This window comes from Flagellimonas aequoris, assembly GCF_003584165.1.
In the GTDB taxonomy this organism is placed as follows: domain Bacteria; phylum Bacteroidota; class Bacteroidia; order Flavobacteriales; family Flavobacteriaceae; genus Flagellimonas; species Flagellimonas aequoris.
On record NZ_QXFJ01000023.1, the window covers coordinates 310,377 to 336,981 of the forward strand.

The 26,605-nt window shown below is 43.4% G+C and carries 24 protein-coding genes and 1 pseudogene; 7 read left to right on the forward strand and 18 right to left on the reverse strand.

Going from position 1 to position 26,605, the window contains the following annotated elements:
* Positions 1-105: 105 nt before the first annotated feature.
* Complete coding sequence (locus D2U88_RS10055) at positions 106-669, forward strand: DNA-3-methyladenine glycosylase I (protein ID WP_119640420.1); 564 nt, start codon at positions 106-108, stop codon at positions 667-669.
* On the opposite strand, the gene aat is transcribed toward D2U88_RS10055, so the two are convergent.
* Positions 666-1,286 carry a leucyl/phenylalanyl-tRNA--protein transferase gene (gene aat, locus D2U88_RS10060; RefSeq protein WP_119640651.1) on the reverse strand — a complete coding sequence of 207 codons (621 nt, stop codon included), beginning with the start codon at positions 1,284-1,286 and terminating at the stop codon, positions 666-668. The two genes, D2U88_RS10055 and aat, sit on opposite strands and share 4 nt — an antisense overlap.
* Positions 1,287-1,425: 139 nt before the next feature.
* The gene (locus D2U88_RS10065; protein ID WP_119640422.1) at positions 1,426-1,803 is read right to left on the reverse strand and encodes a DUF3127 domain-containing protein; all 378 of its coding nucleotides are present in this window, start codon (positions 1,801-1,803) and stop codon (positions 1,426-1,428) included.
* A gap of 122 nt (positions 1,804-1,925) precedes the next feature.
* Between D2U88_RS10065 and D2U88_RS10070 the strand changes: the two genes are divergently transcribed.
* The gene (locus D2U88_RS10070; protein ID WP_119640424.1) at positions 1,926-3,077 is read left to right on the forward strand and encodes a sensor histidine kinase; all 1,152 of its coding nucleotides are present in this window, start codon (positions 1,926-1,928) and stop codon (positions 3,075-3,077) included.
* Between the two features lie 3 nt (positions 3,078-3,080).
* On the forward strand, positions 3,081-3,431 hold the full coding sequence (locus D2U88_RS10075) for a hypothetical protein (RefSeq protein WP_119640427.1): 351 nt from the start codon (positions 3,081-3,083) through the stop codon (positions 3,429-3,431).
* Here D2U88_RS10075 and D2U88_RS10080 read toward each other — a convergent pair.
* The gene (locus D2U88_RS10080) at positions 3,424-3,816 is read right to left on the reverse strand and encodes an HIT family protein (protein WP_119640430.1); all 393 of its coding nucleotides are present in this window, start codon (positions 3,814-3,816) and stop codon (positions 3,424-3,426) included. The genes D2U88_RS10075 and D2U88_RS10080 overlap by 8 nt on opposite strands.
* 67 nt (positions 3,817-3,883) lie before the next feature.
* Positions 3,884-4,360: a transcription elongation factor GreA gene (gene greA / locus D2U88_RS10085; protein ID WP_119640433.1), complete on the reverse strand. Its 477-nt coding sequence runs from the start codon at positions 4,358-4,360 to the stop codon at positions 3,884-3,886.
* A 187-nt stretch (positions 4,361-4,547) separates the two neighbouring features.
* On the opposite strand from greA, the gene D2U88_RS10090 reads away from it, so the two are divergent.
* Complete coding sequence (locus D2U88_RS10090; RefSeq protein WP_119640436.1) at positions 4,548-4,985, forward strand: Rieske (2Fe-2S) protein; 438 nt, start codon at positions 4,548-4,550, stop codon at positions 4,983-4,985.
* Here D2U88_RS10090 and D2U88_RS10095 read toward each other — a convergent pair.
* Both D2U88_RS10095 and D2U88_RS10100 read right to left on the reverse strand, forming a co-directional pair.
* Positions 4,982-5,983, reverse strand: coding sequence for a Gfo/Idh/MocA family protein (locus tag D2U88_RS10095; protein ID WP_119640652.1), 1,002 nt, complete (start codon positions 5,981-5,983; stop codon positions 4,982-4,984). The genes D2U88_RS10090 and D2U88_RS10095 overlap by 4 nt on opposite strands.
* Before the next feature lie 36 nt (positions 5,984-6,019).
* Positions 6,020-8,194 (reverse strand): TonB-dependent receptor, encoded by a 2,175-nt coding sequence (locus D2U88_RS10100; RefSeq protein WP_119640438.1) that lies wholly within the window; start codon positions 8,192-8,194, stop codon positions 6,020-6,022.
* Between the two features lie 275 nt (positions 8,195-8,469).
* On the opposite strand from D2U88_RS10100, the gene D2U88_RS10105 reads away from it, so the two are divergent.
* On the forward strand, positions 8,470-10,914 hold the full coding sequence (locus tag D2U88_RS10105; RefSeq protein WP_119640441.1) for an ATP-binding response regulator: 2,445 nt from the start codon (positions 8,470-8,472) through the stop codon (positions 10,912-10,914).
* On the opposite strand, the gene D2U88_RS10110 is transcribed toward D2U88_RS10105, so the two are convergent.
* The 7 genes from D2U88_RS10110 to D2U88_RS10135 all read right to left on the reverse strand — a co-directional run bounded on the left by D2U88_RS10110 (position 10,889) and on the right by D2U88_RS10135 (position 16,969).
* Entirely contained in the window at positions 10,889-12,232 is a 1,344-nt protein-coding gene (locus D2U88_RS10110) for a sigma-54-dependent transcriptional regulator (RefSeq protein WP_119640443.1), read from the reverse strand. The genes D2U88_RS10105 and D2U88_RS10110 overlap by 26 nt on opposite strands.
* Before the next feature lie 136 nt (positions 12,233-12,368).
* The gene (locus tag D2U88_RS10115) at positions 12,369-12,671 is read right to left on the reverse strand and encodes a hypothetical protein (RefSeq protein ID WP_119640445.1); all 303 of its coding nucleotides are present in this window, start codon (positions 12,669-12,671) and stop codon (positions 12,369-12,371) included.
* A gap of 277 nt (positions 12,672-12,948) precedes the next feature.
* Complete coding sequence (locus D2U88_RS19770; protein ID WP_262696594.1) at positions 12,949-13,074, reverse strand: hypothetical protein; 126 nt, start codon at positions 13,072-13,074, stop codon at positions 12,949-12,951.
* A gap of 266 nt (positions 13,075-13,340) precedes the next feature.
* The gene (locus tag D2U88_RS10120) at positions 13,341-15,440 is read right to left on the reverse strand and encodes a DUF4301 family protein (protein WP_119640447.1); all 2,100 of its coding nucleotides are present in this window, start codon (positions 15,438-15,440) and stop codon (positions 13,341-13,343) included.
* Positions 15,410-16,036, reverse strand: coding sequence for a nicotinamide riboside transporter PnuC (gene pnuC / locus D2U88_RS10125; RefSeq protein WP_119640450.1), 627 nt, complete (start codon positions 16,034-16,036; stop codon positions 15,410-15,412). Before pnuC ends, D2U88_RS10120 begins: the two co-directional genes overlap by 31 nt.
* Entirely contained in the window at positions 16,020-16,280 is a 261-nt protein-coding gene (locus tag D2U88_RS10130; protein ID WP_119640653.1) for a YkoF family thiamine/hydroxymethylpyrimidine-binding protein, read from the reverse strand. The genes pnuC and D2U88_RS10130 overlap by 17 nt, the downstream gene beginning before the upstream one ends.
* Before the next feature lie 47 nt (positions 16,281-16,327).
* The gene (locus tag D2U88_RS10135; protein ID WP_119640452.1) at positions 16,328-16,969 is read right to left on the reverse strand and encodes a 4'-phosphopantetheinyl transferase family protein; all 642 of its coding nucleotides are present in this window, start codon (positions 16,967-16,969) and stop codon (positions 16,328-16,330) included.
* Between the two features lie 74 nt (positions 16,970-17,043).
* Between D2U88_RS10135 and ahcY the strand changes: the two genes are divergently transcribed.
* Entirely contained in the window at positions 17,044-18,360 is a 1,317-nt protein-coding gene (gene ahcY / locus D2U88_RS10140) for an adenosylhomocysteinase (protein WP_119640454.1), read from the forward strand.
* Between the two features lie 67 nt (positions 18,361-18,427).
* Here the strand turns inward: ahcY and D2U88_RS10145 are convergent, their stop codons facing one another.
* Positions 18,428-19,006 (reverse strand): DUF3332 domain-containing protein, encoded by a 579-nt coding sequence (locus tag D2U88_RS10145; RefSeq protein ID WP_119640457.1) that lies wholly within the window; start codon positions 19,004-19,006, stop codon positions 18,428-18,430.
* Positions 19,007-19,168: 162 nt separating this feature from the next.
* On the opposite strand from D2U88_RS10145, the gene D2U88_RS10150 reads away from it, so the two are divergent.
* Complete coding sequence (locus D2U88_RS10150; RefSeq protein WP_119640459.1) at positions 19,169-20,281, forward strand: D-TA family PLP-dependent enzyme; 1,113 nt, start codon at positions 19,169-19,171, stop codon at positions 20,279-20,281.
* Between the two features lie 3 nt (positions 20,282-20,284).
* Here the strand turns inward: D2U88_RS10150 and eutC are convergent, their stop codons facing one another.
* The 4 genes and pseudogenes from eutC to D2U88_RS19875 all read right to left on the reverse strand — a co-directional run bounded on the left by eutC (position 20,285) and on the right by D2U88_RS19875 (position 26,508).
* Positions 20,285-21,040, reverse strand: coding sequence for an ethanolamine ammonia-lyase subunit EutC (gene eutC / locus D2U88_RS10155; protein WP_119640461.1), 756 nt, complete (start codon positions 21,038-21,040; stop codon positions 20,285-20,287).
* Complete coding sequence (locus D2U88_RS10160) at positions 21,040-22,410, reverse strand: ethanolamine ammonia-lyase subunit EutB (RefSeq protein ID WP_119640463.1); 1,371 nt, start codon at positions 22,408-22,410, stop codon at positions 21,040-21,042. The genes eutC and D2U88_RS10160 overlap by 1 nt, the downstream gene beginning before the upstream one ends.
* Before the next feature lie 52 nt (positions 22,411-22,462).
* Positions 22,463-23,488 carry a phytase gene (locus D2U88_RS10165; protein WP_119640466.1) on the reverse strand — a complete coding sequence of 342 codons (1,026 nt, stop codon included), beginning with the start codon at positions 23,486-23,488 and terminating at the stop codon, positions 22,463-22,465.
* Positions 23,489-23,604: 116 nt separating this feature from the next.
* A pseudogene (locus D2U88_RS19875) lies at positions 23,605-26,508 on the reverse strand (TonB-dependent receptor).
* Positions 26,509-26,605: the final 97 nt, after the last annotated feature.

A 26,605-nucleotide genomic window follows, 5' to 3' on the forward strand; every position in this document is an offset into this window, starting at 1 on the left:
AATAAATTCTCGCAAAAATAATAGTATTACTATCAATATTCAACACTTTAACTTTCGATTAACGATTTTCAATTTTCCCTTACTTTTGAACAAAACTGAAACCAAATGGACAAACATAGATGCGGATGGTGTTTGGGAGACCCCCTTTATGAAGCATATCACGACACAGAATGGGGAGTACCTGTAAAGGACGACGAAACCCTTTTTGAATTTTTGATCTTGGAGACTTTTCAGGCAGGCTTAAGCTGGATCACCGTGTTGAGAAAACGCGAAAATTTCCGAGAGGCTTTTGATTATTTCGACTATAAAAAAATAGCTGGGTACGATCAGGATAAAGTGGATGAACTTCTACAAAATCCTGGCATCATCAGAAACAAACTGAAAGTCCACGCCACCATTTCCAATGCACAGGCATTTATGGAAGTGCAAAGGGAATTTGGAAGCTTTAGTCAATATATCTGGGGGTTTGTAGATCACGAACCCATTCGAAACACTTTGGCCAACTATAAACATGCCCCGGCCACCACGCCCCTTTCCGATGCCATTAGCAAAGACCTGAAAAAGCGAGGATTCAAATTTGTTGGCAGTACGGTCATCTATGCCCATATGCAGGCCACAGGAATGGTGAACGACCACGAAGTAAACTGTTTCAGGTATCTTGAAGTCTAGTCTTTGGATCGCAGGATACCCATAAACTTTTTTCTAGGAATCAGTTCGGCCCCCAAGCTTTCCAAATGATCGGTATGCACTTGGCAATCGATAAGACCATAGCCTTTCCGCTCTAGTTCTTGGGCCATTTTGATGAAGGCAAACTTTGATGCATTCGGCCGTAGACTGAACATGCTTTCCCCACAGAACATATGTCCTAAGTCTACTCCATACAAACCCCCGACCAATTCGCCATTTTCCCAAACTTCATAGGATTTGGCCCAACCTTCTTTGTGTAGGTTCGCGTAGGCTGATTTCATCTCCGGAGTGATCCAAGTACCATCCTGTCCGCTACGCTCCACCTTGCCACAGTGCTCCATCACTTTTTCAAAACAGGTGTTTTGGGTAAGCTCAAACGGATTGTCCCGCAACACCTTACGCATACTTTTGGAAATCTTGACCTTATTCGGAAACAAGACCATACGGGGATCGGGGCTCCACCAAAGAATGAGGGAATCATCATTGAACCAAGGAAATATGCCATTTTTATAGGCAAGCAGAAGCCGCTCCATGGATAAATCCCCCCCAACAGCAAGCAGGCCATCTTCGTTGGCGGCCTCCACGGGTGGAAATTCCATCCTATTGTTCAAAAAATATAAGGGTAGTCCCTCTTCGAAGTCATCCACGGCGCAATTTTTCTTAAAAATACACAATAGGGCCAAAAACAGGAAGATCTGGGCTTACACCCAGATCTTCTATACCATTTAAAAAGATATCTTAGAAGGGAAGGTCGTCGTGATCTTCTTCATTATAGTCATCCACAGGTTCAAAGGCCTCCATGGGAGGAACCGGTGGCATATTATCGGCGTTGGATTCAGGTTGCAGGCTTTCCACCCTCCAACCTTGGATAGAATTAAAATACTTGGTCTCCCCTTGTGGGTTTACCCATTCCCTACCTCTTAGATTGATACTGACCTTCACCATTTGGCCCACACTGAAATTGTTCAACAGATCACATTTATCCTGGACAAACTCGACCAAAATATGTTGTGGATACTGCTCTTCCGTGGTTACTACCAACTCTCTTTTCCTGAAACCATTGTTTCCATACGTCTTGGTTTCGTCAATCATTTTGATTCTTCCCTGAACTTCCATGTATGTTAATTTTAATTGAATTTCAAAAGTACATAAAATGATTTCCTTTGGAACCCGTTATTTCAACGAACTATTAACATGTTTTCCATTTTCCGCTATCTTTAATAACAATTCAGCCAAAAATGAACTTCAGTCCTAAAAGGAAAGCTTCCAACATCATTCTGCTGATTTCCGCATTTGTGATCGTGAGTTTGATTTTGTGGAACACCAACAGTTTTTTCAAAAAGTTCAAAGAGGAAGAGCGATTGAAAATGGAGATCTGGGCCACAGCCCAGTTGGAACTCGTCCAATCTTCTGTGGATCAGGAATTAGGGAACCTCACATTGAAAGTGTTGGGGAACAATACTTCTACCCCCATGATCCTGTTAAATGAGGAAGGGTCATACAAAACGCACAATATTCCCGAGGAAAAAGTGGCCGATAGTCTCTACATCCAAAAAAAGATAGCCCAGTTCAAAAACGAGAACGAACCCATTTTAATCATTCAGGATGGGGAATTGTTGGAAACACTCTACTATGGCAACTCCGAAGTACTGAACAAATTGAAATATTATCCCTTGGCGCTCCTATTGATCATTTTTCTGTTCGGGGCGGTCATCTTTTTCTTCTTCAGGACCAACAAGGCTTCGGAGCAGAACAAGCTTTGGGCCGGTATGGCCAAGGAAACGGCGCATCAAATCGGCACGCCATTGACATCCCTTTTGGGTTGGAACGAGCTGTTGAAGACGGAAAACATCAACCCGGATGTGACCAAAGAAATTGGCAAGGACATTGACCGATTACAGACCATAACCGAACGTTTTTCCAAAATCGGGTCCATTCCCGAATTGCGAGAGCACAACATTGTTGCCGAAACCGAAAAGGCCTACGAATATTTGAAAAAGCGAAGCTCCAAGCTGGTCCATTTTTCCTTTAGTAGCAATGTGGATGAAGTTCCCGTACTACTGAACCCCCCCTTGTACAACTGGAGCATTGAAAACTTGGTCAAAAACGGTATCGATGCGATGCGGGGCAAGGGCAACATTGCCATACAGATTGAAAAGAAGGGACACAACGTCAATATTTTAATCTCGGACACCGGACATGGCATTGCAAAAAGCGACTGGCAAAACATCTTCAGTCCAGGGTTCACCTCAAAGCAAAGAGGCTGGGGATTAGGACTTTCCCTTGTTAAAAGAATCGTGGAAGAGTACCATAAAGGAAAAATTAAAGTATTTTCGTCAAGTAAGGAAGGAACAATCATGCAGATTTCCCTGAGAGCAATTGAAAAATGACCTATGGCAAAGGAAAAAAGACTCGTAATAAAGGAAGCTGATATTACCAATAACTGCCCCGAATGTTATAATCAGGAACTGAAGCTTACCTTTTTTCAAAAACACACCTTTAACCCGTTCTTTCATCGTACAACGAACGAGGTAACACATGAAATAGAGTGCAAGAAGTGTCATTCCAAAATTTACCCGGTCAATTGGACCCCAGATATTGAAAGGGTTTTTGACTACTATAACAAGTTGGTTCAGCCCGATAGGCCTTCGGTAAGGTTCACCACCTTGTTCTTTATTATTATGGTGCTTATGCTCTGCTTGGTGGCAGGTGGGGTATACTTTTATTTGGAAGGTTTCAACTAAGTTGGGCTTTTATAGCTTCGGCCACAGCTTCAAATTCTTCCGGTTTAAGACTTTCCTTATGTTGAAAGGTGGCATTCGCCATGCTCTGTAGTGGGATAAGATGAACATGTACGTGGGGTACTTCGAGTCCAATGACCGTCATCCCAACACGTTTACAGGGAACAGCTGCCTCGATAGCTTTGCCCACCTTTCTTGAGAAGGCCATGAGTTTCATATAGGCCTCCTCTTCCATATCCAAAATCTTGTCCACTTCTTTTTTGGGAACGCACAAGGTGTGCCCTTTGGAGTTTGGGTTGATATCCAAAAAAGCGAAATTGTCCTGGTCCTCGGCTATTTTGTAGCAAGGAATGTCCCCGTTGATGATCTTGGTGAAAATGCTGGCCATTGTGATTGGTTTTAAATAAAAAATCCCGTCCTAAGACGGGATTAAATATACAGAATTTTAATTGCTGTCAGTCTCTGGTGATTTCCAAAATTTCCAATTTCAAAGTTCCGTTCGGCACCTTGATCTCGGCCACGTCACCTACAGATTTGCCCAATAGGCCTTTTCCTATGGGAGAGGTCACTGAAATTTTTCCCGTTTTTAGATCGGCCTCACTTTCCGCTACCAGGGTATACTTCATTTGCATGCCATTGGCCAGGTTCTTCAACTTTACCGTGGAAAGCACCAATATCTTGGAATTGTCCAATTGCGATTCATCGATCAAACGGGCATTGGCCAAGGTTTCCTCCATTTTAGAAATTTTCATCTCCAAAAGCCCCTGTGCCTCCTTGGCTGCATCGTACTCAGCATTTTCGGACAAATCTCCCTTGTCCCTAGCTTCTGCAATGGCCTGTGATGCCTTTGGACGTTCCACATCCTTGAGTTGGTTCAACTCATCCCTCAATTTCTTTAATCCTTCCGCTGTGTAGTATGATACTTTGCTCATGACTTCAAATTTTAATGCAAAAGAACATTGAAGAAAATCAAAAAAATAATTTCCCCAATGAACTCTTCTTTACAAATACAAAAAATCCTCAACGAGTCCCATGACCTGCATGGATTTTGCGAGGATTTAACGCAAATATAGGTAAATTTTGTTCAACTTTGCTGAGCAATGTCAAGAAACACCTACTATGAAGCACTTTTGGAGCTTTGCCCTGCTTATATTGTTAATTTCCTGTAGTTCAGATAGTACCAATAGAAATCCTTACCTCCAAGAAGTGAGCTTTCGCTTTGAACTAAACCTAAATTTACCCTTGTACAGCGATTTGAACACCATAGGGAATCCGGTGTATGTGGGCAACAGCGGTGTCGGTACCCGAGGCGCCTTCGTGATCAAATCCAGCTTGGATACCTACTATGCCTTTGAGGCCAGTTGTCCCAACCATGCTCCCAACAATTGCTCCACCATGACCATTGATGGGCAAAATGTAGTCTGTAGTTGCGAGGGATATACCTACAGCCTCTTTACAGGCCAACAATTGGACCGCCCCGATGATGGAAAACGATACTACGACCTTCTTTTTTATAAGGCCACACAAAGTGGAAACGTGGTGATCATCTCCAATTAAAGAGTTCCTAAAATCCTATCCATGACCCAGCTGGTATGCAATCCCGATTTTCCGGTGGAAGGATGGATCAATTTACCCAATAAGTGATTTTTGATATTGGCCACATGGTATTCCTGAATATGTTCAGGATGCGGAATTTCCAATATTTGATGCCCTGATACATTTTCCAGTTGGATGGGAGCCTCATCCAAAACGGAAAAACTAATCTTGCCCGCAGAACCATAAATATCAACTTTATCAACCCGCTGATGGGTGCCAAAATTCCAAAAGCCTTCTCCGGTTACACCACCTTTATGTTGCCAAATGCCAGAGACGGCATCGAAGGCTGAATACAATCCTTGTTGGTTTTTGGCTATGCCGCTTACCCCGGTGATATCACCCAAAAGAAACGTGAACAGGTCCAATCCATGGCTGGCCAAATCATCAAAATAGCCCCCAGGGGCAATGTGTTTGTCCGTCCGCCAATTGTAGCCGCCGTTCAGATCCAAATCATTGGGCGGTTTGGATTTTTCCCAATGGATGTGGCGTACCTCACCGATCAAACCATCATCCAACCATTCCTTTACCTTTAAAAATCTAGGCAGCGAGCGACGATAATACGCCACAAACAAAGGCAATCCTTTTGCTTCGAACGCTTGATGGATTGCTAAACTGTCCTGATAATTCGGAGCCATGGGCTTTTCCACACAGCAGGGTTTGCCCGTTTCGGCCACTAGTAAGGCATATTTTTTATGGGAATCGGGAGGAGTGGCAATGTAAATGGCATCAACTTCAGGGTTGAAGATGACTTCTTCAGCATTGGTGGTCCATTGCGGAACGTTATGCCTTTTAGCATAATCTTCAGCCTTTTCGGCATTACGCCGCATGACCATATCTACCTTAAAACCTGGTGTAATCTGGTATGCAGGAACACTCTTTTTTTCGGCCACGCCACCGCAACCGATCACACCCCATCGCAAGGGCTTCTCTTCTGAAAAATGAAAATGGGATTCTGCCATCTTGTTAAAATTACAGAATCCCATTCATTTCATATCCTAAAAATTGAAAGTGGCCCCTAACAAAAAGTTGATTCCCGCTTGGGGGTAGTAACCGGCACCTTCAATGGTGGTTACGGTTCCAGGGTTGGAAAAATCATCATCATAGGTATAGAAATACCCATTGGAAACAATGTCCGCATCAAAAATATTGTTCACCAGACCCGAAAGCACAATGCTTTTTACAAAGGCATTGGTTTGGATCACATACTGAACATTGAAATCGGTTTGGGTATAACTATCCAAGGTGGAACCCTCGGAATCGATATTGCCCATGTACTGTTTCCCTACAAATTTGGACAACAACGACACTTGAAAATTTTCATGGGGTTGGTAGGTCAAAATGTTCCCCGCTATCAATTGAGGGGAGTAGGCTATATGGGTATTGCCCAAGTCCTGGAGCACACCGTCCCGTTGAAAATAAAAGTCGAGGTTTCGGTTATCGCTCAGGGCCAGATTGGGCCTCCACAAAAATTTCTGTGCAAACCTCAAATTGGCGTCCAATTCCAACCCTAATCGATAGCTGTCCCCAACATTCGCCCTTAAGGGCGCCCCAACATCGTTCAATTCCCCGGTAAGCACCAATTGATCTTTATAGCGCATGTAGTACACATTGGCGTTCAATTGAAAATCTGGGGAAACATAGCGCCAGCCCAACTCAAAATCGTTCAGTTTTTCAGGTCGTGGACTACCACTTTCGTAATCGTTGCGGTTAGGCTCCCTATTGGCCCTAGCATATGATAAATAGAAATTGTTGTTTCGGTTTAAATCGAAAGTGACACCTGTCTTTGGATTGAAAAAATTGAAGGTGTCATCCACCAGACCGGTATCCTCGCCATTGGCTTCATAACCCACCCTGCGGTATTGCACATCACCAAAGATGGACCACTTGCTGTCCAACTGATAATTGGCTTTTACATAGCTGTTAAAATCAGTTTTTATGGAATTGTCATCGTAATAATGATCTCTGATCTCACTATTGCTGGTGTATCGTGCCCAGATGATTTCCCCAAAGTGATCGCCTTTGTATTCATTATAACCACCACCCAAAATCAGTTTAAGATTGTTCTTGTTATAGGTTGCCGAAAAAACGGTCCCGTAAAAATCATTGACTAGCCATTTTCTTTGTATCAAATCAGTAGTATTTATGGTTTCCCCACCTATGTTAATAGGCTCCAAACCATAGTCAGCATAATCTTCATCTTCCTTATACTGTTCAAAAAAACCTCTGCCTCGGGTATAGTGCAAGGCTAAATGCGTGGTCCAATCCGGGCTCCAGGTTTCGTTCCAGTGCAGTTGAAAGTGGTCTTGCTTGTAATTGTCAACTTCATTATCGTGGAATTGGACGATTCCATTTTCATCGGTATACATCCCTGCTGAATTAAAAGTACGATCTGTGGCAAGTTCGTCGGCAGTAATCCCGTTCCATGCTTGATAAGTGACCTCATGCCCTCCAAAAAGCAGAGCTTTTACCAGGGTATTGTCGTCTTTGTACACCCCCTGCAGAAAATAGGCATCCAGTTTGGAACTCGCCCGATCCACATAACCATCAGAAGTTACGCGGGAAAGCCTACCTGAAAATTCCACATGGTCATTGAGCAATCCGGTACTGAACTTTACATTGTTCCGAAGTGTGTTGAAACTTCCGATAGAAGAAGAAACCTTGGCATAGGCCTCTTCCGAAAAGGCATCGGTGAGCATGTTAAGACTAGCACCGAAAGCCCCTGCTCCATTGGTAGAGGTTCCTACCCCTCGCTGCAATTGCAAACTTTGGGTAGATGAGGAAAAATCGGGCATGTTCACCCAAAAGGTTCCTTGGGACTCGGCATCGTTGTAAGGCACTCCATTGATGGTGACGTTCACCCTTGTGGCATCGCTACCCCGCACCCGAATGCTGGTGTAGCCAATTCCGGCCCCGGCATCCGATGTGGTCACCACGGCAGGCATGAAATTCATCAAAATGGGCACATCTTGTCCCAAGTTTCGAGGAGTAATATCCTCTTTTTCCAAGTTGGAAAAGGTAATGGGAAATTCCTTCGTTACCCGGACGGCTTGGACCAGGACTTCGTCCAGGACCACTTTTTTGCCTTCCAAAGTGTCGGCAGGTTCTTCCTGTTGGGCACTCATGGTGAGCCCCAGGCCACAAAGGGCCAATGTTGTGAATAAGGGTTTCATTCGTAAAAATGTTACGAATAAAAGGGGTCATTATTCTTGTTAATAAATTGATTTTTGTTTCTAAAGAAACATAGAAATTCCAAGATGCGCCTAGCGCAATCCCTTGGCAGCATTACCCGCCCAGGTTCATTGGGTATAATCTCAGCCTTTTTACAAAAGCACCCCTTTGAGATGGGGCAAATGTAATGTTCGGTCTTCATATTTCATAAAAAACCATCCGGAATTTTAACTTTTGATTAGAACTATGGCTCCAAAGTCTGGGCGTATATAAGAATATGTACCCTAGATCTAAAAAAAGGTTTACACTAAAAATTATCTTCAGTTATGCAGTGCTGGGCGTTTTGGCGCTGCTGGCCGCTTATTTCATCTATGATGAATTCAAAAGCTATGCATCAACCCAAAGCAAAGGGGATGACAACCTAAAATTATTACGTACCAATGAACTGCTCACCAATCTATACGAGGCGGAAAACCTTTCCAAATTGGCCCTGCAGTCCAAACAACCTAAAGATCTAAAGGCCTATGCCCAGAAAGTGGACTCGATCACTATTTTGATCGACTCCCTAAAACCTTTGGCACAGGCTAACCTCGGGAACCAAGTCTCCAAACTGGACAGCGTGCAACATCTCCTGCAACAAAAGGTCTTCAATAGTGCAGAGTTACGCAGGCTCAAGGTGAAAAATGAAAACAACGCATCCTTTGATTCCGTTTTGCAGGCCTTCCATAAAATGGAAGTGGAGATGGGAAGAATCACCCCGGAAACCTTTGCCCCCAACTTTGAACAATTATCCCCCGATACCCAGGAATCCATCCGGGAATATGTGGCCATCCTGAACAAGAACATCCCAAACTCGGATGGGGCTTCCAACGCCAATAACATTGATTCGATATTGGAGGTTTCCAAGTCCATATTGAACAAGGCAAAGACCCAAACCGCCGCCATGGAACGGTCCATGCTGCAAAAGGAACTTCAGATTTACCGCACCGATCTGGAACTTTCCCAAAAGATGCGGAGCGTCCTTTCCGATTTTGAAAGGGAAATGGTACAGAACGCCTTTTTGGACAACATCACCCAAAAACAAGCCCTGCAAAGAAGTACCCGTTTGGCTGGTGGGGCCGTGATATTGGGGTTGATTATCGTTATTGTGTTCACCTTTTTGATCTCGAAAGACTATTGGAAAGGACAACGATATCAGGAGCAACTAGAGAAAGAGAAAAAATATTCAGAATCCTTGCTGAAAAGTAGGGAACAACTCATTTCCACGGTAAGCCACGACTTAAGAACCCCATTGAACACAATCAATGGATATTCCGAATTGATGGAACACAGCGGCCTCAACAACAAGCAACTGAACTATTTGAAAAATGTGAAGTCCGCTTCGGGGTATGTGAACAACTTGGTCAATGACCTTTTGGATTTTTCCAAACTGGAGGCTGGAAAGGTACAGCTGGAAAAAGTACCCTTTGTACTTGCTTCCTTGATCCATGAAACAGCAAGCCATTTTGATGAAATCAATGATAAAAAAGGACTGGAACTAAAATTGGAGATTCCCGAAGAACTCAACAAACCCATCATTAGCGATCCTTTCCGTATTCGCCAGATTTTGACCAACCTCATCGGAAATGCATATAAGTTTACTGAGGAAGGATTCATTAAGGTTGTTGCAGCGGTACAAGAAAAAAAGGATGGTCCATGGGTTCACATCAAAGTCATCGACACCGGTATCGGTATTGAACCGGAAAAACAGGAACTGATCTTTCAAGAATTCACCCAAGCTGGCGATTACCCTGAACACAAACAGGGCGGATATGGGCTTGGACTCACCATCTCTAAAAAATTGACAGAACTATTGGGAGGGACACTATCCCTATCAAGTGAGGTACATAAAGGCAGTACCTTCACTTTGGAACTTCCCATCCAATTTTCGAGGCATTCTTTCTTTGATAAGGGTCCCAACAAGGAACATACCCGAGATCTTCCCACTTCGGTCTTGGTCATCGATGATGATGAAAACATGCTAGAACTCATTGCCGAAATTGGTAGGATCAACCATATCAGGGTAAAAACCGTTTCAAATTTCAAGCAATTGGAACACTCCGAGATTTTTGGTTTTGACAAAGTACTCACGGACATACAAATGCCCAAAATGGATGGCTTTGACGTTCTGGGAACGTTGAAAGCAATGGGTTTTGAAAATCCAGTGATTGCCATGACCGGACAATCCATCAGCAAGAAATCCACCTTTATCAGTGCTGGTTTTACCGATGTAATCCAGAAGCCCTTTTCCGCCCACATACTCCTTTCCACATTGGGAAAAGCAAACAATCATTTTGAAGAGGCTTTTCCCCAGGTTCCGAAAACTGATACTGCATTGTTCAGCATTTCACAGATTGCCGAATTTTTAGATGGCCCTAAGGCGATACAAGAAGTGCTACAGGTTTTTTTGGAGAATAACCGTTTGAATTTAGACCTGCTCTTAACCTCTATCGGAAATAGTGATTATAAGGAATTGAGATCTGTTGCGCACAAAATGCTGCCCATGTTCAGGCAGTTGGAAGTAAAAGATTCCATATCCATTTTAGAACAGTTGGAAAACCTTGACGAACATGAAAAAGGAGAACAGGTTTATCAACTGCTTACCAAACTGAAACAGTTGTTGTTTGATTTGGAAACAGAAATTCAAGATTATTTGATCAAACTTCCAGTTGGTACTGGTTGATTTTGTTGTACAAGGTCTTTCGGGTAATCTGTAAAAGTTTTGCCGCCTTGCTCTTGTTGAAGTTGGTCTGTTTCAGGGCTTCCATGATCCGTTCCTTTTCAAATTCGGATTTGGAAAATGAAGGCTCTTGGCGACCATTGACACCCTGAACCACTTCGCTGGACAACGAATCAGACAATACTGTTTCCCCTTGGGTAAAAAGGACGGCGCGTTTGATCACGTTTTTCATTTCGCGAAGGTTTCCTGGCCAAGGGTAATCCAATAGCATCTGTTTGGTGTCCTCGGAAAAATCAAAAACATCCTTTCCCAATTCCATGTTGGCCCTGTCCAAGAAATAGTTGGCGAACAACAGAATGTCCTCTTTACGTTCCCTCAAGGAAGGTACCTCAATGGAAAACTCGTTCAACCTATGGTAAAGATCTTCCCGAAAGGCCCCGTCATCAATAGCTTCCAACAAATTTTCATTGGTAGCAGCAATAATCCGAAGATCCAAATGAATTTCCTTGGTACTGCCCACTCGTTTAATCTTTCGTTCTTGGATGGCCCTGAGCAGTTGCACCTGATGTTCGTAGGATAGATTGCCCACTTCATCCAAAAAGAGCGTGCCCCCGTTGGCTGCTTCAAAATGTCCGACCTTATCCTCAATGGCCCCGGTAAAACTTCCCTTTACGTGTCCAAAAAATTCACTGGTGGCAATTTCTTTGGGTATGGCACCACAATCCACCGCTACAAAAGGCTGGTCCTTTCTGTTACTGGCCTTGTGGATGGCATTGGCAGTCACTTCCTTACCTGTACCACTTTCCCCGGTCAATAGAACCGACATGTTGGTGGGAGCCACCAATTGCACATATTGTTGCAACTTCTTGGATCTTTCACTCTCCCCAACCAAAAAACTCTTTTGGGTATTTTGTGCTGCCTTGGTCGCTGGTTTCTCAACTTTACTTTGTTGATTTGTTGTCTTGGTGTTCAAGGCATTGTTGATTACCGTAACAATTTCGTCAGGGGTAAAGGGCTTTGAAATGTAATCAAAAGCCCCATTCTTAATGGCATTCACCGCAGTGCGAACCTCAGCATAGCCGGTCATCAAAATCACTTGGGTATTGGGGGATTCTTTTTTTACCTGGGGAAGGAGGGTAACCCCATTGCCTTTGGGCAATCTTACATCGGACAAGATTACATCAAAATGTGAATTTCTTAATTGTTCTTCGGCCTCCTTGATGGTATAACTTGTGGAAACGACAAAGCCATTCTTGGTCAAAAACTTTTGAAGCATTTGACAAAAAGCAGTATCGTCCTCGATGATCAAGATTTTGGGCATAGCTCAGATATCTAATATACGATGCCACGTAATGCATGGACGGCCGTACATTTATAAAGTTATCACAAAAAAAGGGCTGCAAATGCAGCCCTTTCTAACCAAACTAACTAACCTAACACGGTCTCGAAAACTTTAATTACATGTCGATCCAGTTACCTTCAGCATCGGCATATACGGTTCCTGTAGTACCATCTTCTAGAGATAGATCCAATTTATATTGGTCCTTCTCATTTTTGTAGGCTTTGTCAATTTTGGCCGTGGGGTAGTTCTTTTCCACTGCTTTGGATACAGCCTCAGGTAGCGAAGAAACTTCTATTTCCTCAAAGTCCTGGGCAACAATAACAGTGGCGTTATCCATATCAAGTTCTGGAGATTCTACATTGGCGAAAGCTGTGATTCCTACAAAGGACAATACGGTTGCAATAGCTAAATTTTTCATGGTATTATGATTTTAATTGTTAAACTCGATTAGTTATATGAAAAACCAATGCCAAAATTTTAGCTATTGTTCAATTTGATATTATCCATTGACTATCAAATGATTATAAATTCATGGGGTTTTTGGAACTGTGTAAAAGTGTGTAAAGACTTAGCCAAAGTGTGTAAAAAATAAACAAGAAAGGCCGCTTTCGCGGCCTTTCATCCTTACCAACTATAGTCACAAGGAAAAAAGACTACATAAAGGTTGGCAAAAATGGACAATACATGGATAGTGTTTATATAGCATCATCCGGATTTTTTCTCTCATCCTTGTCCCTTTTGCTTTTTAAATAAGAAAGCAACATATATATGGCCATGGCCAAAGAGACCAAGTTGAAAAATAGAATTATCTTAAAGAGCATACTTTCATTGTTGTGGACCGTTTTCGAAACTCAAAAGAGAGCCGTACAAAATGCACAGCTCCCTTAACCAAATCAACCAACCTAAATCCAGACAACCCGCAAGGACTATCTATTTTTTCATTACATCGAAAATGCCGACCCAAATACATTCAATCCATTTCGAGTACACTTAATAGGACACCCTTTTCGGGAAGTGGTCACCTTATGAACAAAAAAAATCCGTTGCCTAGAAAGACAACGGATGTTCTATTTTGATTATCTGATATTTACGCTTGGTGAGAGGGCTTTAAAAGATCGTTCACCGTTTTCACCGGATTGAAGGTCACCAACGGAACTTCTACGAAAAGGGTATTCCAATAGGCCATACCACCATTCCAAAGCCCTGGGAGTTCCAAAGCCTTTAGCTCCTTACCCTCTTGGGTCTTACTGGTGATAAAACCCTGTTTTTCATCCACATAATCCAAAAGATTGTACTTTTCACCTCTGTAGTTCCTTACTCCACAGACCAAATCAACGGGGTTAAAATGTGTTGAATTCTTGAGAATGGCTTCCTGTTCGGGATCGGTCATATCAATCTGGGCAGATTCTATGATCTGCAACGAAACATTACCATCGGCATCCTCTATCCAGAAAGGCCCGCCACCAGGTTCGCCTTCGTTTTTCACCATACCACAAATCCGGATAGGGCGATTGAGCCTATCCTTTAAAATGGAAAGTTGTTCGTCCACGTCCAGATCATCATAGTTTTTAGGCATCCTAACATTAAGGTCCTTTTCCAAAAAAACCTTGATTTCGTCTGCTTTTGCGACCGAGACCTCATCTGTATCCAAAAGTTTGGCATAACCAAAGGCCTTATCCTGCACTTTGGTCAAAACCCCGGCCAACATTTTTTTGCTGTTGGCCACTTGTTCCAAGTTTTTATCAATCACCACATTGTCTATATTCTTGATGAAGATGATATCGGCGTCTTGATCGTTGAGGTTTTCAATCAGGGCCCCATGACCTCCCGGTCTGAAGAGAATGGAACCATCGCCATTTTTGAAAGGTTGATTGTCCAAACCAACTGCAATGGTATCGGTGGAAGGTTTTTGGTTGGAATAAGTGATATCGAATTCCGTATCCGTAAGTTTTGAGATTTTGGGAGCCACTTTGGATTCTTCTTCAGCAAACATATCATCGTGCTGTTCGGAAACCGTAAAGTGCAAATTTGCCTTCCCCGATGTTTTGGCATACAATGCGGCCTCTTTTAAGTGCTCTTCGAAAGGCGTGGCACTACCCGAATCATACTTGTGGAACGGCAACAATCCCTTGGGATAAAAACCATAGTTGAGGCCATCCTCCACCAACATTTCCTTTACAAAAAGATAGGCTTCCTCATCCTTGTTCCCCACCTTGCCCTTTATCCTTTCCATGATAAGTTCGTAGAAAGGGAAGTTATCCATTTGATTTACAAATTTTTGGGCATCCTTGTCCCCTGTTCTCCCAATATATTCCGACAAGCTTTCTTTTGATGGGTCAAAGGAGTCCAAAAAGTTGAACATGGCCTTGAACATACGTGATGCTGCGCCGGAAGCGGGTACAAATTTCAAAAGATCCAAGGTACCCCGATGGTCCTCGAAATATTGGATAAGGTCGTTTTGTTCCTTGTCTGAAAATCGGAGGATACCGTTACCGACAACGGCCGCTTTTTTCAATTTTACAAATGGGATGCCTTCCTTGAAAGTTTCAATTTGGCGTGCTACCTTTTCCTTGGAAATTCCTTTGGAATCCAATTGTTCCAAGTCTTTCGGACTCAATGCTATCATGTTCTGGAGAAGTTTATCAATGTGTTCTGTTGCCTTTTTTAGCCTTGCGGCTTTATCTCCCTTTAAAATAATAAAATTTCGATGATATTTCTCCAATGATTCCTTGAAATACGCATACATTCGTTCACGTTCGTCCGGTTTGTCCCTAAGATCGTCGGCCACCCAAGGCGTATCAATATAGGTCAATAGATACAGATCATAACTGTTCTTCAAGGCATACTTTTCCAAAATAGGGTCGCAGGTACCAGTATAATAAGCTTCCGAATAGACTTTGGTCTCCAAAAGATCGGTATCGCAAATCAGGACCTTATTGGCTGTTTTTGCCAAATGGTTCTCCAGTTCCATTTGTCCGTAAGCTATAGGCACTAAATCCTTGGGCTCACAGGTCTTTTGTTCCCGATCCCATTTATCCTGAAGGTACTCCCGTGCATATTCAGGTACCCATTCAGTGTGGTAGTGTTCGGCCAATTCGGCAGCCAGTGTGGTCTTTCCTGTGGATTCAGGTCCAAAAAGGACAATTTTTATGAGGTTTAAAGGCTCTTGCCCAAGTTTTTCTTCCATGCTAGATATCCCTGTATGGCCAATACGGTAAAGATGAGGTACTGTAATGAGAACATGCCCCATCCTCTATAAGCGTACAAAGGTACGGTTATTAGGTCACCTATGATCCATAGTGTCCAGTTTTCAAGTTTCTTGTTGGCCATATACCACATTCCGGTAAAAAATATGCCGGAGGTTACGATATCCACATAATTGGTTGGTCCAATTTCCGCCCCAAATGCCCTATATACCGCATAGGTGACCAACATGGTGAGCAGAAAGAATCCAAATCCCACCCATTTTTCCTTTGTATTTGTTCGGGTGATGTGCACAACAGGCTCGCGGTCATCTTTCCTTCGGGCCCAGTTCCACCATCCATAAATGCTCATGATGGAGTAATAGAAATTCATCATCATATCCCCAAAAAGACTATCGGTAAAAAAGATATAGGTGGTGATCACCGTGGCCACCAAACCCGTGGGATAGACTAAAATATCTTCCTTTTTGGCATAGACCACACTGGCAATCCCAAAGAAAAATGCGGTGGCCTCCAATATGATCAAGGATAGTTCCCTATCCTCATAGGGTCCTAGAAAAAAATCAAAAATGGGGTTCATAGTCGCTTCTGTCGGATTTCACGAGCTTCATGGTCAGCACTACGTGATCTAAATTTTCAAAAGCTTCCTTGATTTCGGATTGAAGCAGCTCCATGACCTTTTCGTAATCCCCATATACTTGGGTACTCAACGGATTTTCCAAAACCGTGAGCCCAGAGGCCCTCAACTTTTTGATAAAGGCAATAATCGGGGTTTCAAAATCGTCTTGGAGTGGGGTTAGGGTAAGTTCTGCGGATATTTTCATGGGCATAGGAACATTTCTTCACCAACAAAACTACTAAAAAGAAATCGTCATCCACCCATCATTTTAAGGGCATACACACAGGTAAAACCTTCAAATTCCAAAAACTCCACTTCATAATGTGTCTTCTTGCCTTTATATAGTATTTCTGCCACGGTCCTCCCATCAGCAAAAGCAAAATCCATGACATCAATGTGCCTCAAGAAACTAAGCCCCTGTTGGGCGTAAATTTTATAAAGTGATTCCTTGGCGCCCCACACAATGGTCAGTTTCCTCATAATGGCCTCGGCATTGGCCAAGGTCTTGTATTCCTCTATTGGGGTAAACTTATGGGCAATGCGCAATATTTTATCACGCTGCATTTCTATATCAATGCCCACCTCATCGGTTTCGCTCACAATGATTCCCGTAAAATTGTGCGAATGGGTGATGGAAATGTAGTTCCCATCTTTTAGATGGGGCTTTCCAAAATCATCATAAACAAGGTCCTTGTCCTCATAACCGGCCAAGGCCAATAAGTGTCTGATACTCAAGAATGCCCTTCGATGCGCTTCCGATTTCATGCCATCCATCCTATTTTGGCAATGTGATGTAAGCTCCATATTCTTGGCCAATTCATCCTCGGGTTCGGTGACCTTCCATATATATACTTTGGTGGTTGGGGAAACTGTTATGGTTTTATAAATGGGCATGACCAAAAATTAAGCGAATTTGTATCTTTGTCGCACTATAAAAGCGAAGCTACAAAAGTAAATTTATATAAAGTATGAGCACAAAGACAATTCCGTATGTACCTTATAAAGTGAAGGATATGTCCCTGGCGGATTGGGGAAGAAAAGAGATTGAGCTTGCCGAGGCCGAAATGCCCGGTCTTATGGCAATACGTGAGGAGTACGGCAAGGAACAACCTTTAAAAGGTGCCCGAATTGCCGGATGTCTCCACATGACCATCCAAACGGCTGTGTTGATTGAGACCTTGGTGGCCCTTGGTGCCGAAGTAACCTGGAGTTCCTGTAATATTTTCTCTACCCAAGACCATGCCGCTGCTGCCATTGCCGCTGCCGGTATTCCTGTTTATGCTTGGAAAGGCATGAACGAAAAGGAATTTGATTGGTGTATTGAACAGACCCTTTTCTTTGGAGAGGACAGAAAGCCCTTGAACATGATATTGGACGATGGAGGTGACCTTACCAATATGGTGTTGGATCTATATCCTGAAATGGCCGCTGGTGTAAAGGGACTATCCGAAGAAACCACTACCGGAGTGCACCGTTTGTACGAAAGGGTGAAAAAAGGAACCTTGCCGATGCCCGCCATTAATGTGAACGATTCCGTGACCAAATCCAAGTTCGATAACAAATACGGATGCCGCGAAAGTGCCGTGGATGCCATTAGAAGAGCTACGGATACCATGTTGGCCGGAAAGCGTGTGGTTGTAGCCGGATATGGCGATGTTGGTAAAGGAACCGCTGCTTCTTTCCGTGGGGCGGGTGCCATTGTTACCGTTACCGAAATCGACCCTATTTGCGCCCTACAAGCGTGTATGGATGGTTATGAAGTGAAGAAATTGGAATCCGTTGTGGAAAATGCCGACGTGGTCATCACCGCAACCGGAAACAAAGACATCATCCGTGAAGAGCACTTTAGGGCTTTGAAGGATAAAGCCATTGTTTGCAACATTGGTCACTTCGATAATGAAATTGATATGGCTTGGTTGAACCGCACCTATGGAAATACCAAGAACGAAATCAAACCCCAAGTGGACAAATATACCATTGATGGCAAGGATGTGATCATCTTGGCCGAGGGCCGTTTGGTGAACTTAGGTTGTGCCACGGGCCACCCAAGCTTTGTGATGAGCAACTCCTTCACCAACCAGACCTTGGCTCAAATTGAATTGTGGAAACACCACGACAACTATGAGAACAAGGTGTACACGTTGCCCAAACATTTGGATGAAAAAGTGGCCCAACTGCATCTGGCCCGATTAGGTGCTGAACTTACCGAATTGAAGGAAGATCAGGCAGAATATATCGGTGTAACGGTTGAAGGACCATTCAAACCGGATTATTACAGATATTAAGATTCAATAATACCCAAAAGAAAAACCCATGGTCAAAACCATGGGTTTTTTTGAATCTGATCTTTTTTTAATCTGCCAATAAAGCTTCCTGATAGTAACAAGCTTTGCTTTGTTTTAAAACAGCCAGTCCTTCTTCCCTTGTATTCATCGGGTCTATTTTAATCTGCTCACCATTGGGCATGTACACAATGTAGAAACCTTCTTCAAAAGAGGAAAGTTTGATGATTTCACCATTTGGACGGATGGCATTCCAAGATTTTTCATCGGGTTTATAGAACATTTCCAATTTTTTACCCTCTTTGGGGCCCTTGACCACAGTGATCTGAATTCGGTTCTTGGTGGCTACCATTTCAAAGGTATTGCCGTCATGTTCCACTATTTGGGTCTCGGATTCACCATCTTTCATTGCAATGGGATTCGATCCAGACCAAAATTCTATCACGTTGAAAATCAACATATCCCCAATAAAGAACAGTCCGTAAACGGGAACAATATTCAATCCCCAAAAAATAAGGTTATCCAAAAATCTACTGTCGGTGAGTCCTTGGTTCCAGTCCTTTAAATTGTTAAAAGCACTGAACGACCCCAAACAGCTTGTAAACAAAATAGAGCAAGACAACAAAGTAGGAATAATGACTTTTTTCATAATAAAAAGATTTATAGTTAATGTCTCTAAAGCTACGAAAAGATTTTCTCCGAATCATTCTTTCCACAAATCCGAGCACATCAATTAATGCGCGCCCTTCAAAAAAGATGATCCCCATATCTACTTTGATCCTTACCTTTATTCACTCAAAACCAAGAAAACATGCGCAACGATTGGTATAGGATTCAAAATGTGGAAACAGTGGACTCCCCATCCATTGCCCTGTATTTGGAAAACCTAAAATTCAATGTACAAGAGATGATCTCATTGGTCCATGGAGATACACAACGATTGATGCCCCACATCAAAACCAACAAAATGCCCAAGGTGATGGATTTTTTGTTGGTATCCGGAATCTCCAATTTTAAGGCATCCACCATTTCCGAAGCTGAAATCGCTGCAGAAGCAGGGGCCAACTCGGTATTGATCGCCCATCAATTGGTGGGACCCAAAGTGGACCGGTTTCTGGAACTGTGCCAACATTATCCCAATACCCAGTTTTCTACTTTAATTGACAATTTGGGCAGTGCTGAACTTTTAAATGGAAAAGCATTGGAAAGTGGAACGATGGCCCATATTTACATTGACATCAACAACGGAATGGACCGATCAGGAATCAAAATTGGCACCAGGTTAGATCAATTATTGGAATATTTGGAATCGTGCAAAGGACTCCATTTTCAAGGACTCCATGTGTACGATGGCCATTTACGGGATCCGGAATTTTCACAACGCAACGAAAAAATTGAGCATGATCTTGAGAAGGTCACTAGTTATTTCAGAAAACTCAAAACCCAATATCCCGAGGCAAAAATGATCTGTGGAGGCACGCCTTCCTTTACCTCCCATTTGTTGGAAGAAAACAGGGTAACCAGTCCCGGAACCTGTGTGCTATGGGATTGGGGCTATGGTGAAAAACTGACCGAACAATCTTTTAGATATGCAGCTTTGGTGGTAACTCGGGTCATTTCCAAACCTACAGAGGGCATCATTACCGTGGATATGGGGCACAAATCAGTGTCTTCAGAAAATCCTATTGACAAGCGCATCAAGTTTCTCAATCTTGACAATTATGAATTGCTTTCGCAAAGCGAAGAACATGGGGTAATCCGTGTAAGCGATTGGGACCATTGGAAGGTTGGCGATGTGCTGTACGGGGTTCCTTATCACATCTGCCCTACCATCAACCTGCATGACGAAGTCTCCGTCATTGAAGATGGCAAAAAAGTCGACACTTGGGACATTACGGCCAGAAGGCGAAAACTTCAATTCTAAAAATTAGTCTTCCAAAAGATCTTTCAAGTTGATTTTGATATCGACCCCGCTGATTTTTTTGGCAAACGATTGACGGATCAAATAGCCCACCAAAGAGGAGGCTTGTTGATGGTCAAGTCCATTTTTATGGATATTGGAAATACAGTTCCGACGTTCATCGGTCAGACCCATTCTTGGGGCAAAAGTGGTGTAAATGCCCATACTTTCCGGGGAGGATAACCCAGGGCGTTCCCCAATGAACAGCACCACAAATTTAGCATTGAGAGCACTCCCAATAGCATCCCCTAACGCCACGCGGGCCATGGTGGCCGTTACAAACCCAATGGAATACCCTTGCAATTGGGGCAATAATAGCTGAAGCAAGGGAAGTGCATGTTGGTTCACGGCTCCAGCGGAAAGGCCATCTGCCAAAACAAAAACGATATCCAAAGTACCATCATTTTTTTTCAGAAATTCTTCCGATTCCGAATCCAATCTTCTTCCCAGATCGGGGCGTTTTAGATATTCCGACCTATCCGATGCTTGACTTTTTACGTTCCAAATCGGATAGCCCCAAGATTGCATTTCCTTCTTCAGAGCAACAACATCTAATTCCGTGGTTATGGCATCTTTGGAATGGGCATGGGCGAACTTGAATTGCAATACTTCTTTCAACGGAATGGCATTGCCAGCACTCCCCAAGGCAATTCGGGCATTGGTGAACTCCTTTAAATTTTCCCAAGGATCCTTAATGATCGGTTTGGACGGTTTCTCTTTCATCACAGGTTCTTTAACAATCGATGGGAAGGTTCAATGGTCAAACGGTTCCCTGTATCGTCCAAAATGCCCATGTTGTGGAGCCAGGTTTCAAATTCTGGAGCCGGTTTTTTGTTCAAAACCTTTCGCACGTAAAGGGCATCATGAAAGGAAGTGGATTGGTAATTCAACATTACATCATCCGAACCCGGAACCCCCATGATAAAATTGCAACCGGCCACGCCCAATAAGGTCAATAAATTGTCCATATCGTCCTGGTCGGCCTCGGCATGGTTGGTGTAGCACACATCCATCCCCATGGGCAGTCCCATCAATTTCCCACAAAAATGGTCTTCCAATCCAGCTCGGGTGATCTGTTTGCCATCATACAAATATTCAGGCCCTATGAACCCCACCACGGAATTCACCAACAGCGGATTAAAATGTCGAGCCACTGCATAGGCCCTGGTCTCACAAGTTTGCTGATCCACTCCCCAATGTGCATTGGCTGAAAGGGATGATCCTTGACCCGTTTCAAAATACATGAGATTGTTCCCCAATGTTCCACGATTCAATTGGAGGGTACCTTCATAAGCTTCCTGCAACATGGAAAGATTTATTCCGAAGGATGCATTGGTTTTTTCCGTTCCGCCAATAGATTGAAAAACGAGATCAACGGGTGACTTGTCCAACAATTCTAAGGAGGTGGTCAAATGACAGAGCACGCAGATCTGCGTGGGAATATCGAACCGTTGACGAATCTCGTCCATCATTTTGAGTTGATCACCCACAATGTCCACACTGTCCGTCACAGGGTTGATACCGATGACAGCATCCCCGCTACCATACAAAAGGCCATCCACGATACTGGCGGCAACTCCCCTCAAGTCATCCGTAGGATGATTGGGTTGCAATCTTACCGACAGATGCCCTTTTTTACCAATCGTATTTCGGAATTGTGTGATTACTTCGCACTTTTGGGCCACGGAAATCAAGTCTTGGTTGCGCATCAATTTGGAAACGGCTGCGACCATTTCCGGGGTAAGGGCTTTGGCAATCTTTGCCAATTTTTGGGAATCCACTTCATGGGATAGCAACCAATTGCGTAAACCGCCAACCGTAAAGCCAGATATTTCCTGAAAAGCGACATTGTCATGTGTGTCCATGATCAAACGAGTCACCTCATCTTCCTCGTAAGGGATAAAGGCCTCGTTCAAAAAATCTTTCAGGGCGATTTCACTCAACACAAATTGGGCCGCCACCCGTTCCATATTGCTTTCGGCCGCCAAGCCCGAAAGGGCATCTCCCGTTCTAAATGGGCTGGCCTTGGCCAACACCGATTTTAGATCGGGAAATGAATATACGTGTTGTTGAATGGTATAGGAGTAGGACATCTATAAAGATCTTCCCTTAAATATACCCTGTAAGTTCATGCGGAGGAAGGAATCATTCAACTTTTAATCCCAATTTACCCAAATCGTAAAAATAGAAGTCTTTTTGATCGTTCATGGCAGCAAAAAGCCCATTTTTAAAAGTGTCGTTCAAAGGTACGGTGACCACATCACAACCATCGGTTTCAGTTGTTGACAAGTTTACCGCCTTGATGAAACTATTGTCCTTTCTGGAAAAAATATTAAACTGTCCACGTTGTTGATCAGAGACAATAATAAAACCTTCCCCGTTAGGATATGTGGCGATGGCAATTCCCTCAATATCGCGTAAAAAATGCTCCCCACCAAAACAAGCGAGCTCCTCATTCCCCATGGAAGGTTCGGCATAGTATTTTTTGACGCAGACTCCTTCATCGGAATAGTAAACAAAGCCTTGTTCGTCATCCACAGCAATGGCCTCGATTTCTTCCTTACCACTAAAACTGCCAAATTTCCTGACCAAATTGGCCTTTACCCCTGTACTGTCCATCTCCAATTTGTACTGATAGAGATACGAACCGCTGGGACCGGTCTTTCTTCCCACAATGGCATAAACAGCTGAATCCTTTGGGGATTTGTACAGGCTTATTCCCATGGGCAGACGCTGTTCCAGGTTGGTCTCATCTTCAAAAACAGGAAAACCACCACCGTCCAAAGGTTGCATATCGGGTACGGAGAACAATCGAAATTGTTGCTTTTCCCTTTCCGTAAAGGCCAAAATGTCCACCGCAATGGAGTCGTTCAATTGAAGGCCGTATTCCAGATCCACGTTGTTGGGTCGTTCAATATTTTTGATGGATTTCTCAGGAATGATCTTCCCATCCAAACCAAAGGCATAAATACCCCCATTGGTTTCCTTATCGGTTCCGAAAACGATACTTTTTGAAGGGTCATTTGGATGGATCCAAATAGCGGGGTCATCGGTATCGTTGGGTGTTTTTTCGGTAATGATATCCGGTGCTATGGCAGGTAATTTGGGAGCTTGTTGTTTGCAGGAAAGCATTCCCACTGTCATTACAAAAGCAACATATTTATATTTCATATCAATACAATTATATTGTCAGTTCGAGCGCAGTCGAGAACATCCTTATCCTATCATTTTAAGACATCTCGACTACACTCGATGTGACATTTTACATTCACAAATAGTTTGCGAAATTATTTTTTGAACAAGTCATATTTCAACCCGAAGGTCCATCGGGTACTGTAGAACTCCGCTTGTTGGGTCCTTTCCTTTACCGCTTGGAAATATCTTAAAGGTTGGTTGGTGATATTGTTCACATCGGTATAGATCCTTAAGTTTTTGTTGATGGCAAAACTAGCATTGAAATCCAAGAAGAACTGGGTATCATAATATCTGTCCTCAAAGGCGTTGCCTCCAATCTCATCGATATAGGAATCGGAAAAGTTGGCCGATAACCTGGCACTGAACCTCCTGTCCGCATAACCCAACGAACCGTTGAACATATTCGGAGCCGTGTTGGGAAGATCAAGATCGGTACGCTCATCACCATCTTCATTACGGATGCCATCCGCACTAGAGGTCAAATAGGTATAGTTCAAATAGATACTAAAATTTCTGGCGAAACCCGGCAAGAAATCTAATTGTCTTTGGAAGGACAGTTCAGCCCCAAAGATGGAAGCAGAATCCCCGTTCAAAGGTTGGAAGACATCATACCCGGTAGTGCCCGATCCAAAAGTATCATCCTGTGCTTCGGTGATGAAGGTATAAATGAAGTCGTTGATTTTTTTATAGAATACCCCACCGGAAATAATCCCTACGCTTTCAAAATAGTGTTCTGCATTTAAATCGAAATTCATGGATGTGGTAGGATCCAACTCAGGATTGCCCACAACCACCTCGGCATCCTCGTTGATGATTTCTGCTCTTGGAATCAGATCGGAATAATTGGGTCGAGCCAAGGTATTGGTCCAAGCAAATCTCAAAATGGTGCTGTTGTCCACATCGTACTTGAAGTGTACCCCTGGCAAAACATTGGTGTATGAGTTTTCATCGGATACGGGTTGCACCTCAATGCCTTCCTCAATACCGTTGTCTTCATCTTCTTCAATGTAGATGACCCTATTGCCATCGGATTCCAATTTGGTATTCTCGACCCGTAAACCTGCCAAAACACTCAATTTGTCCGTAAGTTTCTGGTTGAACATGGCATAGGCAGCCCAAACATTTTCCTTTACCTTAAAGTTTCCAGGAAGATATTCGTCAGGGACATCCTCACCATTGGTGCTATTCAAATCCAAAGAACCCAACCACTCTTCGCTGGCAAAAGTTCCCGCTTGGTATTTGCTGCCTGCCAGATAATCTGGGTCTGTGTATATTTTGGTCGGCACATCTGCCAATGATGGGTACAAGTCCTCCAAATCGTACTCGAAGAAATCATTGTCGCGCTCCTTGGTCTTGAACCGACCTCTGGCACCAAATTTCACGGTTCCATTTCCTTGTCCAAAAAAGTCTGCAGGTAATTCAAAATTCACGAAGAAGTTCATATCCTCTTCATCGGTATATTGGTTTTCATTGGTCACTTCCCCAAACTCAAAGCTACCTAGATCATTAAAATCGTTTGGATCCGCCGCGGTCATGATCGGATACTTGGGGTTGCTGTTATCATTGTTAACGATGTATTCCGATTCGTATTCAGCATAGCGCTCGTTCAAACGCTCTTCGGATGCCTTGGCATAGGAAGCCATCCAATCCAGTTTCAAAGATCCCCACAAGTGATTACCGCCAAGGGTATAGTTCTGCATGCGCTGATCTTCCAAACGGGCATTCTAGTTGCGTCCGCCCGCAATACCCCCTTTGGTCTGTCTTTTGATTTCCGCGGGGAAACGGGTCAACGCACCATTGGTGATGGTAAAATCGCCCACTTCAATATCTTCACCATCCAAAATTTCTTGTTCCAATCGGAAACGGTTTTCACGATCATCTCTCCAATTGTACATGGTCTTCAAGAAAATATTGTTGCTTGGGTCAATCTGAAAATCTAAGTTGGCGGCAAAACTCCTTCGTACCCGTTGCACTAAATAGGTACGCTGTTCCGTGACATTGGTATAGGGATCTACATCTACTTCTTCCAAAATGGGGTCGCCCTCATCATCTTCTGCTCCTGTGTTGTACTCAAATTCGTTTTCCCATTCCGCTTCGATGTCATCCGATCCAAAATCATTGTCGTTGATGGTGGCAGAGAGCATATAACCAAATTTTCCATTTTTGGTGCGATCTCCCACCAATATAGATCCGTTCCAAATTCTTTTATCAGTGATAAAATTGATCCCTGATCCAGCCGTAGCAGAAACCCTGAATCCTTGGGGAGCTGTACGGGTAACCAAGTTTACCGATCCACCCAAGGCATCGGCATCCATGTCAGGCGTTACCGCTTTGTTCACTTCAATAGTCTGGATCATATCCGAAGGAATCAAATCCATTTGAACGTTCCTGTTATCTGCTTCTGCGGAAGGAATTCGGCTTCCGTTCAAGGTTACGGAGTTCAACTGTGGCGACAAACCACGAACGATGATGTTCCTTGCCTCACCTTGGTCCACCTGCATGGTAATACCCGGAATACGCTTTACGGCATCACCGATATTCGCATCGGGAAACTTTCCTATTTGATCAGTGGAAACCACGTTGGTAATATTCATGTTGGTTTTTTGGGTGTTCAGGGCCTTGGCCTGCCCACTAAGTCCATATGCGCTTACCTGTACCTCATCAAGTTCAACACTGGTAGGATTCAACGACATGTTCACAGAAGTAGTTTTTCCGGCGGTAACGGTAACTTCTTGCTCCACATCGGCATAACCCATGTAGGATACTTTTAAAGTGTAGTTTCCCTCGGGGATTCCCACCAAGGTGAATCGACCGTCAAAATCGGTGATTCCCCCTTTGGAGATGGATTCGATATAAACATTTGCACCAGGGACATATATTCCATTTTCATCGGTAATGGTTCCCTGTATATTTCCCGTTTGGGCCTGCGCCATGGCAGTGCCAAACACAAGAAAGAGCGTTACAAAAAGTAGTTTTTTTAGGTTCATTGGTTTCATTTTGGTTCTTGTTAGAATGCATTCCAAAACTATGTATATCAACCTATTAAGCTTTAAATTAAAGGGAAACAAAAAGGAAACAAATGGAAAAATGGAC